Below are 9872 nucleotides of genomic sequence, written 5' to 3'. Positions count from 1 at the left end.
GGACCCGCTCAGCCCACGCGGGGGTCGATGCTGCTGATGTTGGCGGCGTTCTGGCCTTCCTGCTGCTCGTAGAGGTCCATGGCGGTCATGCAGTCCTGTCCGGTGTCCACAAGCGACTGGCCGACCGACATCTTGTTGTCCCAGATGGGCCAGGTGCTGGCGGGATACTGTTCCCGCATCGCGGCGCCGAACTTGTCGTCGCCGAACTCCTCGAGAGCGCCGATGTCGGCCCAGCTGCCCGCGTCCCGGAAACCGCTGCCGAGGTCGGTGAGCCGCCCGCCCGCGGACCGGATCGCGGCGGGACTGGTGTTGATGCTGACGTAGCTAGCCACGGCCGGCCTCCCGCTCGGCGACGATGTCGGCGTCACTCCGGAAGGCACGGGCCACCGGATCCGGCCTCCCGGGCTGGAACCGTTCCCTCAGCTCGGCGACCTCGGGCGGAAGCTGCTCGTACATGAGCTCCTGGGACTTCTCCACGACCTGGCTCACCGCCTGCGCCGAGGCGGCGAGGATGGCCGAGCGCAGGGCGTGCGCGTCCGGCCTGCGGAACACGCGCGGATCGATCTCGAGGTCCACCAGCTGCCCCCTCGGCCCTACGACCACCTTCACGGTCCGGTCCGCCGACCACGCCGTGCCGGAAAGCTCCATCAGGCGCTGCTGGGTGTCCGGAATGGACGCCATCGCCTTCCGGAGCTCGCCCATGATGCTCTCCAACGCGGTCCTGCTCGGCATCTCCATGACGCCTCCTCCCGGGTTGCCTCGTGTGGCTACCGTTCTCCTGTGTACGTAACACGCCGGGCGCAAGCCCTGTCCTGTGCCGCCCTCGCGCTCGCGGCGGTCACAGCCGTGCCCGCGCCGGCGCTGGCGCAGCAGTGCCTGCCCGCGGGTGAGCAGATCACGCCGGTGCCGTGGGCGCAGGACCTGCTCGCGCCGGACCTCGCCTGGCAGGCCAGCACCGGGCAGGGGCAGCGCGTGGCCGTGATCTCCACCGGGGTGGACGACTCGCCGTTCCTGGCCGGCAAGGTCGTGGGCAGCGCCGACGTCGCCCCCGCCGACCCGTACGGGCGCGACAGCGGGAAGGCCGACTGCCTCGGCACCGGTACCGGCGCTGCCGGCATCGTCGCGGGCGCCGAGCTTCCGGGCATCGGGTTCCGCGGTGTCGCACCGGGCGCGCGGATCCTGTCCGCCAAGGTGGTGGGCGACAGCCATCCCACGGGATCCCAGCCCGCCGACGCGGTTTCGCCCGACACGCTCGCCGACGCCATCGACTGGGCGGCCGGGCAGGACGCGTCGGTGATCGCCGTCTCCTCGGTGTCCTACCGCGACAGTGCCCGGCTGCGTGACGCGGTCCGCCGCGCGCTCGCCGGCGACGCGGTGGTGGTGGCGGCGGTCGGCGACGCGAGCCAGAACGATCCTCCCGGCACGACGCCCTATCCGGCCGCCCATCCGGGGGTGCTCGGCGTCGGCGCGATCACGCGGACCACCGAGATCACCCGGTTCTCCCGGCCCGGCGAGGTCGACCTCGTCGCACCGGGAGAGGACGTGGTGGTGCCGCGCCCCGGCGGCGGGCTCGGCACGGCGGCAGGCACCGCCTACGCCACCGCCTACGTCGCGGGCGCCGCCGCGCTCGTGCGCGCGTACCGGCCTCAGCTGTCCACTGAGGATGTGGCGCGGCGGCTGCTCGCCACCGCGACCCCGGCGAGCGAGGGCACCGGCAGCGCCGCGTACGGGCACGGCATCGTCAACCCGCACCAGGCCGTGCTCGCCGGGACCGCCGCCGGGGCACCCGTCGCGCTGCCCCCCATGACCACCGAGGCCGCCACGGCCGAGGAGCTCGCCAGGCAGCGGGAGACCGCCCGCAGCACCACGCTGGCGTTCGGGCTCACCGCGGCCGGGGTCGCACTGGCGGCGTTGCTCGCCGCCGTGGCGGTGTTCGGCCCGAGGGGACGCCGCCGCCGCTGGCGCAGCGGCCGGGCAGCCGCTCCCATGGCACACCGGGAGCCGGAGACGCCCGGCCCGCTGGGCGGCCTGTTCGGCGACCGCGGCCGCTGATCCGGTGGCCCGGCCGGGATTCCTTGTCCTGGCAGCGGAAAGTCCCGTGGAGCCGACCCCTGGACCGGCTCCACGGGACCCGCTCAGCCGAACAGTCCCGCGCACCGGTTGTCGATACCGAGCATGTCCGTGCCGGCCTGCTGCGTCGCACAGCCGCTCTGGCGTTCCTTCTCCGCGAACTCGTCGAGCAGGGTGTTGCACTTCGTCTGCGCCGTCGCGTACATCTCCGACGCGCCGCCGTTCCAGTCCTCGGCGCACGTGTTCCGCATCTTCACGCCGAGCTCGGCCACCGCGGCCTTGCATTGCGCCGCGGCCTGGATCAGCAGCGCACCGGTCTCGTCGATGCTGCCGAACTCGTACCTGATCTGTTCTGCCATCGGGCTTCCTCCTTCGTCAGAGTTCCGTCACAGCCGGGAGAAGTGCATACCGCCACCGCCGCTGAAGTCGATGCTCCGCGCGGCCGCGGCGCTCTCCTCGTCGCCGCGGGTGACTTCCTGCCGGGTCTGCGTCACGCCTTCCCGGAGCTGCAGCAGCACGGCACGCAACTGCGAGACCGTCTCCTGCGCGGTGGTCTGCTGCTGGGAGAAGGCGGTGTAGCCGTCACCCTTCCAGCCCCCGGACACGGCGGCCACCTGGTTCATGACGCCGTTCATGATTCCCTGGATCTTCGCGTTGGTGTCGTCGATGTGGTTCTCGAGCGCGAGCACCTGCGCCTCGGTCAAGTTGAGAGTCAACGCATGTCACCCCATGAGTCGTCCTGACTGTCCATGGCAAGCTTGCTGCCGGCCGCTGACAGGCCACCGACACCCCGGATTCCCCGGTCCGCCAACGAACCCGCAGGTCGGTGGGCTACGGGAGCACCTGTCCGCGGCGGTACGGGCGCACTACGGCCGCACCGGCACCGCGGGCCGCAGCGCGGCCTCGGGCGACAGTGTCGGCCCTTCGGGAATGCGCTGCACCAGTGCCGCGGGCAGGTCCACCAGCGAGGCCGGGTCGTAGCCCAGCGCGGCCAGCACCTCCTCCGACGGCACCGGGTAGCGCACGCCGGTGTCGGTCACGAGGTTGATCGCGCCCGACTCGGCGCGGTTCGACGGCAGGGCCCGCACGACCGCGGCCCCGCCCGGAGGCACCAGGACCCGGTCGGCCAGCCTGGTGCCGGCTCCGGATTCCACGGTGGTCCGGATGCCCTCCGTGAGCCCGGTCGCGTCGCCGCCGATCGTGACGCGCGGCGCCGTGCGCGCGTCGACGGTCTCGGCGCACAACGGCGCCTCCCCGTCCGAGGGCACCGCTACGAGCTCCGGCGGCACGGCGGGCGGCGCGGGCTCGCCCGCGGCGGGCGCGAGCGCGTCGCTGGAGGGCAGGGAGTTCGCGACGGCGGTGGGAATCTCGGCGGGCTCCACGGCGTACTGCCCGCGCACGATGCGGGTCTGCAGCTCGGTGAGCGCGGCGAGCCCGCCGTCCAGGACGAGGTAGTGCTGCCGCCCCCCGCCGACGGGGTGGTACACGAGATCACCGATGGTGAACCCGCTCGCGGCCGACGACGGGGAGCCGAGACCGTCCACCGGGACCGGGCCGATGTCCTGCCCGGACGGCAGCCCGTTGAGCCATGCGCCGCCCACGTCGATCACCGGTTGCCCGGCGCCGTACAGGGACCGCACGACGCTGTCCGGCCGCTCCCCCACGATGCGGTACCGCTGGTTGTGCCAAACCAGATACGGCGTGCCGTCCTCGGCGTCGCGCACGAGGGCGGCCCGGTCGCCGAGCGGCGAGCCCTCGGGGGCGGACTCGCCGATCCGCAGCGCGGTGGTCGTCGCCGGCGCGCCCGAGGGGTCCACCACCGGCACACTGCACATCGTCCACGGCGTCCCCGCCACGCGGTCCGCGGGCGGCAGCGAGTCGGGGGCGCCGGGGATGCCGACGGTCGGCTCCCTCGGGATCCCGGCGAGGCTGCTGCCCGCGACCCGGTGCGGCTCCGCGCCCGGCTGCCCGGCCAGCAGCCGGGCCGAGGCGTAGTTGAGCACCGGTCGCAACGTGCCGTCGAGGTAGACGTACCGGGTCCCGGTCTCGCGCTCGATGACGATGGAGCCGTCCTCGCGCCAGCCGTCGCCGCCCACCCCCGTGAGCGCGCCGACCACGCCGAAGCCCGCGGCCACGAGCACGGAGATCATCACGCCCCCGAAGACCGCGCCGACCCCCCTGCGCAGCGGGGTCTGCTCGGGATCGGTCTCCCGCACCATGATCGAGGAGACGACGCGTTGCACCAGGAACTGGTACGAGTGCAGCTGGTCCCGCCTGGACGGCATGTCAGCCGATCCCCGCCATGAGCCCCTGAACCAGGGTGAACAGGCCGGTGAGGTAACACGTCAGCGGCACCAGCGCCAGGATCGCCACCACGTCGAGCACGTCGGCGATCCGGCCGAGGTACGGCGAGGGGTTGCGGCGGCTGTAGGTCAGCCCCGCGACGGCGACGAGGCCCGCGATCGCGAGCAGCACCACCAGGAACAGCAGACGGCCGGTGTTGGTCTGGGCCATCGCGACGAAACTCGCCAGCAGCAGGGCGGCGGCCACGGCACCGGCGGTGAGCAGCGGAACCCGTTGGCGGCCCACCGCGAAAAGCCGCGCGCGCAGCAACAGCGCCACCGCCACCGCGCCGAGCAGGATCAGGTTCGCCGCGCCCCCGGACACGGCCAGCACCACCGAGGAGACGACACTCGCGACGGCGAGCCCGGACAACAGGCCGGACAGCATCTCGTCGGTGCGCACCGCCGCCGCGAAGACACCGGACGACGGCGGCACCGGCTCGTCGCTGAACAGGTCCGCCGAGCTCTGCGGCAACGCGGGCATCGGCAGCCTCCCGAGGCGGATGGCGAGCACCGGATACCCCGGCAGCAGCCCGATCCCGGCCGTCAGCACCACCGCGGCCGATCCACCCGCGCCCAGCGGTCCCGCGAGCAGCGCGCCGAGCACGCCGAGCAGCCCGGCGGTGACGGCCGCGGCGAACACCCTCGCCATCGCCGCGACGCCGAGGTGGCCCACCACGCCGAACACCACCACGGTGACGGCCGCCAGCGCCAGTTGCGGCGAGCCGAACTCCACGGGGGCCGCGTGCCGTGGACCGGTCACCAGCCAGCCGCCCGCCAGCGCGTAGAGCAACCCCGTGCCCGCGAGCACGGCGCCCGCGCCCGCGTCCGGGACCGCGCGGGCCACCGCGGCCCCCGCCGCCGTCAGCACCACGGCCACGCCGAGGAACGCGAGCCCCGGCAGCAGCCACGGCGGCTCGAACAAGAACAAGAACGACGTGCCCGCCGCCAGCACCACCGCGCACACGGCGAGCGTGCAACGCCGCGTCGCGTCACCGCCCCAGCTGCGGCCGTGACGGCGCGCGCCGCTGGCGATCGTCTCGACGACGTCGTCGTACTCCGGCTCCGGCCAGTCCGCGTGCCCCGGCACCAGGTGCATGACCTCGCCGTCGCGGACCTCCTGCGCGCCCAGCGTCCGCCGCGAGTCGACCCGCGTGCCGTCGGGCCTGCGCAGCACCCAGCCGCCGTGCCGTTCCCCGGCGTCGGGCGCGTCCGCGCCGGCGTGCCGCAGGATGTACGGCAGCAGGTCGGCGACCGCGACGTCCTCGGGCAGGGCGACGTCGATCGACCGTTCCGGCGTCGCGATGGTCACGCGCGCGAGCGCCGTGCCGGAGGCAACTGTCATCGAAGGTCCGTTCGTGTGCTGCATGGCGTTGCTTGAATGGTAGGGACGAGAGGCAAGCGCCACCCCGCGCTGCGCCCGGTCCGTCCACACCAGACGCACGAGGAGTCGATCTTGGGGACCGTGATCGTCAAGCGGCCGCTGCGCCGTCCGGCACCCGAGCTGCCGTCCGGTGACGTGGTGCTGGAGCCGCCGCCGGAGAACCCCTCTCCGTCGGGCAGGAACTGGGCCAGGATGCTGATGATCCTGCCGATGCTGGGCATGGCGGGCGGCATGGCCGTGATGATGGGCGCGAGCAGGGGCTTCGGCCCGCTCATGTTCGTGGCGGGCGGGCTCATCGGCATCGGCCTGCTCGGCATGGTCGCCTTCCAGGTGTTCAGCCAGGCCGGTCAGGGCGCCAGCAAGCAGGACATGATCGTGAGCCGCCGCCGGTACATGCGCAGGCTCAGCCAGCTCCGCGCGCAGGTCCGCGAGACGATCGCCCGCCAGCGCGAGGCCATGCTCTACCGGCACCCCGACCCGGACCGGCTCTGGTCGACCGTGCGCAGCGCCCGGCTGTGGGAACGCCGCCAGGGCGACTGGGACTTCACCGTGATCCGGATCGGGCTCGGCCAGCAGGAGCTGGCGACACCGCTCGTGCCGCCGGAGACCAAGCCGATCGACGAGCTGGAACCGCTGTGCGCGATGGCGCTGCGCAGGTTCGTCACCACCTACTCGACCGTGCCCGACCTGCCCGTGGCGGTGGCGTTGCGCGGGTTCTCCCACATCTACGTCACCGGCGACCAGAGCCGCAAGCGCGACTTCGCGAGAGCCCTCGTCGCGCAGCTCGGCGCCTTCCACGCCCCCGGGGACGTGCTGGTGGCCTTCTGCGTGCACCCCGACGAGCGGGAACGCTGGGAGTGGGCCAAGTGGCTGCCGCACGCCCTGCACCCGTCGAAACTGGACGCGGTCGGCCAGCTGCGCCTGGTGGCGTCCAGCGTGACTGCGCTGGAGGCCATGCTCGACGACGTGCTCGCCAACCGGCCGCGGTTCGACGCGCGGTCGGCTCCCGTCGACGGCGCCGCGCACCTCGTCGTGGTGCTGGACGGCGGCGCGAAGGACGGCTCCGAGCACCTGCTGGTGGAGGGCGGCACCGAGGGTGTCACGCTGCTCGATCTCACCGACGCCCCGCCGCGGATCCTGGACGCCACCACGCTGGTGCTGGAGATCGCCGACGACGGCACGCTCAGCAGCCGCACCATGGACGGTTCTGGCGCCGTGGGGCGCGCCGACGCGCTCGCGGAGCCCGACGCGCACGCGCTCACCCGCGCGCTCGCGCCGCTGCGGCTGTCTGCGCTGGCCGTCAGCGGGGAGCAGCCGCTCGCCGGGACCCTGGAGCTGACGGCGCTGCTCGGGCTCGGCGACCCGTACGAGTTCGCCCTTTCGCGGGCGTGGGCCGCCCGGTCCAACCGCGACCGGCTGCGCGTGGCTATCGGGGTACAGGCCGACGGCAGGCCGATGGAGCTGGACCTCAAGGAGTCGGCGCAGGACGGCATGGGCCCACACGGGCTGCTGGTCGGCGCCACCGGATCGGGCAAGTCGGAGCTGCTGCGCACCCTCGTGCTGGCGCTCGCGGTCACCCACGACCCCGAGATCCTCAACCTCGTGCTGGTGGACTTCAAGGGCGGGGCGACGTTCGCAAGGCTCGACCAGCTGCCGCACACCAGCGCCGTGATCACCAACCTCGCCGACGAGCTGCACCTCGTGGATCGCATGCTCGACGCCATCCAGGGCGAGCTGCTGCGCCGCCAGGAACTGCTGCGCAAGGCGGGCAACTACGCCTCCCAGCGCGACTACGAGAAGGCCCGCGCCGCCGGAGCGCCGTTGGAGCCGCTGCCCGCACTGCTGGTGATCGTCGACGAGTTCTCCGAGCTGCTCACGGCCCGCCCCGACTTCATCGACATGTTCGTCCAGATCGGACGCGTCGGCCGCTCGCTCGGCGTGCACCTGCTCCTGGCCTCGCAGCGGCTGGAGGAGGGCAAGCTACGCGGGCTCGACTCGCACCTGTCGTACCGGATCGGGCTGCGGACGTTCTCCGCGATGGAGAGCCGCGCCGTGCTCGGGTTCCCGGACGCTTACCAGCTGCCGCGCTCCCCCGGCAACGGCTACCTCAAGACCGGCACCGACGAGCTCACCCGGTTCCGCGCCGCCTATGTCTCCGGCATCCACCGGCGCGAGGGCTCCGAGCGCGCCGCCGCGGCGGGCGGCACGAGGGCCGACCCGGTGCAGGACTTCTCGACCCGCTACGCCGTACCGGTCACCGACACCCCGGCCGAGGAGGCGGCGCCTGCCGAGACCGAGGACGAGGGCGGCGAGACGTTGCTCGACGTGCTGGTGGAGCGCATGCGAGGGCAGGGGAAGGCCGCCCACCAGGTGTGGCTGCCGCCGCTGGCCGAACCGCCGACGCTCGACCAGCTGCTGGCACCGCTCGTGCAGCACCCGGAGCGGGGGCTCACCACCGAGGTCGCCGAGGAGCACGGCGCGCTGCGGGCCGTCGCCGGGATCATCGACATGCCGTACGAGCAGAAGCGCGAGACCTACCGGCTGGACCTCGCGGGCGCGGGCGGCAACGTGGTCGTCGTCGGGGGGCCCCGCAGCGGCAAGACCACCGCGGTGCGCACCATTCTCGGCAGCCTCGCGCTGACCCACACGCCCGCCGAGGTCCAGTTCTTCTGCCTCGACTTCGGTGGCGGCGGGCTCACCGCGATGCGCGAGCTCACCCACGTCGGCGGCACGGCGACCCGCCGCGACACCGACCAGGTCCGGCGCAGCGTCGCCGAGGCGCACAACCTGCTGCTCGAGCGCGAACAGCGGTTCGCAGAGCACGGCATCGACGGCATGGCCACCTACCGGCGGCTGCTGCGCTCCGGCAAGTTCGCCGAGGACCAGTTCGGCGACCTGTTCCTCGTCGTGGACGGCTGGACGACGCTGCGCACGGAGTTCGAGGACCTCGAGCCGGTGGTCGGCGAGTTGGTGAACCGCGGCCTCGGCTTCGGAGTGCACGTGATCGCGACGTGCAACCGATGGATGGACCTGCGCATGAACACCAAGGACATGTTCGGCACCAAGCTCGAGCTGCGGCTGGGCGACCCCGCCGACTCCGCGGTCAACCGGCGCAAGGCGGCCACGGTGCCCGAGCAGACGCCCGGCCGTGGACTCACCCCGGACGGCATGCACTTCCTCACCGCGGTGCCCAGAGTGGACGGACGCTCGACGGACGCGGAGCTCACCGAGGGCGTGAGCCACTTCGTCGGCGCCGTGAGCGACGCCGCGCCGGGGCCGGCCGCCCCGCGTGTGCGGCTGCTGCCGTCGCAGCTGCCGTACTCCACGCTGCCCGCTCCCGACGAGCGGGGCATTCCGATCGGGATCGCCGAGAGCGACCTGCGCCCGGTGCGCCTCGACTTCGAGACCGAGCCGCACCTGTTGCTGCTCGGTGACGTCGAATGCGGCAAGAGCACGTTCCTGCGCGCGCTGGCCACCGGCATCATGGCGCGCTACGGGCCCGAGCAGGCCCAGATCGCGCTCATCGACTACCGGCGCAGCATGCTCGGGCTGGTTCCCGAGGAGTACCGCATCGGCTACGCCACGAGCCGCTCGACCGTGGATCAGATGGTGGGGCTGACGGTGAACGCGATGACGAAACGGCTGCCCGGCGGCGACATCACGCCGGAGCAGCTCCGCGACCGCAACTGGTGGAGCGGTCCCGAGCTGTTCGTGCTCATCGACGACTACGACCTCGTGGTGCCGCACGCGCACGACAACCCGCTGACGCCGTTGCTGGAGTTCATGACCCAGGGCCGCGACATCGGTCTGCACCTGGTGGTCACCCGGCGCACCGGCGGCGCGGCAAGGGCCCTGTTCGACCCGGTCATCGCTCGCATCCGGGACCTCGCCTCCCCCGGCATCCTGATGTCGGGCAGCAAGGAGGAGGGTCCGCTGCTGGGCAACCTCAAGGCACAGCCGCTGCCGCCCGGCCGCGGCCGGCTGATCACCCGGCGCTCCGGGGCACAGCTGGTGCAGCTGGCGCACCTGCCACCGGGGGTTGCGCCGTGAGGGTTGACTTCTTGGGGACAGCACTC

The 9872-nt window shown here is 73.1% G+C and carries 8 protein-coding genes; 2 read left to right on the top strand and 6 right to left on the bottom strand.

The window, feature by feature from the left end; all coding sequences use genetic code 11:
- Positions 1 to 8: 8 nt before the first annotated feature.
- Together FCN18_RS05015 and FCN18_RS05010 are read right to left on the bottom strand one after the other, a co-directional pair.
- Positions 9 to 332 (bottom strand): hypothetical protein, encoded by a 324-nt coding sequence (locus FCN18_RS05015; protein ID WP_137093534.1) that lies wholly within the window; start codon positions 330 to 332, stop codon positions 9 to 11.
- Complete coding sequence (locus tag FCN18_RS05010) at positions 325 to 738, bottom strand: YbaB/EbfC family nucleoid-associated protein (RefSeq protein ID WP_112270608.1); 414 nt, start codon at positions 736 to 738, stop codon at positions 325 to 327. Before FCN18_RS05010 ends, FCN18_RS05015 begins: the two co-directional genes overlap by 8 nt.
- Positions 739 to 780: 42 nt before the next feature.
- Here FCN18_RS05010 and FCN18_RS05005 point away from each other — a divergent pair, with 42 nt between their 5' ends.
- Positions 781 to 2052 (top strand): S8 family serine peptidase, encoded by a 1272-nt coding sequence (locus FCN18_RS05005; protein WP_158303054.1) that lies wholly within the window; start codon positions 781 to 783, stop codon positions 2050 to 2052.
- Between the two features lie 83 nt (positions 2053 to 2135).
- Here the strand turns inward: FCN18_RS05005 and FCN18_RS05000 are convergent, their stop codons facing one another.
- The 4 genes from FCN18_RS05000 to eccD all read right to left on the bottom strand — a co-directional run bounded on the left by FCN18_RS05000 (position 2136) and on the right by eccD (position 5757).
- On the bottom strand, positions 2136 to 2429 hold the full coding sequence (locus FCN18_RS05000) for a hypothetical protein (RefSeq protein WP_112269696.1): 294 nt from the start codon (positions 2427 to 2429) through the stop codon (positions 2136 to 2138).
- A gap of 27 nt (positions 2430 to 2456) precedes the next feature.
- Positions 2457 to 2774 (bottom strand): WXG100 family type VII secretion target, encoded by a 318-nt coding sequence (locus FCN18_RS04995; RefSeq protein ID WP_158303053.1) that lies wholly within the window; start codon positions 2772 to 2774, stop codon positions 2457 to 2459.
- A 162-nt stretch (positions 2775 to 2936) separates the two neighbouring features.
- A complete protein-coding gene (gene eccB / locus FCN18_RS04990; RefSeq protein WP_112269692.1) occupies positions 2937 to 4355 on the bottom strand; it encodes a type VII secretion protein EccB in 1419 nt (472 codons plus the stop codon).
- A 1-nt stretch (position 4356) separates the two neighbouring features.
- Entirely contained in the window at positions 4357 to 5757 is a 1401-nt protein-coding gene (gene eccD / locus FCN18_RS04985) for a type VII secretion integral membrane protein EccD (RefSeq protein ID WP_112269690.1), read from the bottom strand.
- 36 nt (positions 5758 to 5793) lie between these two features.
- Here eccD and eccCa point away from each other — a divergent pair, with 36 nt between their 5' ends.
- Positions 5794 to 9846 carry a type VII secretion protein EccCa gene (eccCa, locus tag FCN18_RS04980; protein ID WP_323808344.1) on the top strand — a complete coding sequence of 1351 codons (4053 nt, stop codon included), beginning with the start codon at positions 5794 to 5796 and terminating at the stop codon, positions 9844 to 9846.
- Positions 9847 to 9872: the final 26 nt, after the last annotated feature.

The organism is Prauserella endophytica (assembly GCF_005146945.1).
Classification (GTDB): Bacteria; Actinomycetota; Actinomycetes; order Mycobacteriales; family Pseudonocardiaceae; genus Prauserella_A; species Prauserella_A endophytica.
The sequence above is the reverse complement of the archived record's forward strand: the minus strand, read 5'-3'. Positions and strand labels throughout refer to the sequence as shown.

Excerpts from the sequence above, each read along its gene's own strand:
- eccB (WP_112269692.1), bottom strand. The coding sequence starts at position 4,355 with ATGCCGTCCAGGCGGGACCAGCTGCACTCGTACCAGTTCCTGGTGCAA.
- FCN18_RS05000 (WP_112269696.1), bottom strand. The coding sequence starts at position 2,429 with ATGGCAGAACAGATCAGGTACGAGTTCGGCAGCATCGACGAGACCGGT.
- eccCa (WP_323808344.1), top strand. The coding sequence starts at position 5,794 with ATGGTAGGGACGAGAGGCAAGCGCCACCCCGCGCTGCGCCCGGTCCGT.
- eccD (WP_112269690.1), bottom strand. The coding sequence starts at position 5,757 with ATGACAGTTGCCTCCGGCACGGCGCTCGCGCGCGTGACCATCGCGACG.
- FCN18_RS05010 (WP_112270608.1), bottom strand. The coding sequence starts at position 738 with ATGGAGATGCCGAGCAGGACCGCGTTGGAGAGCATCATGGGCGAGCTC.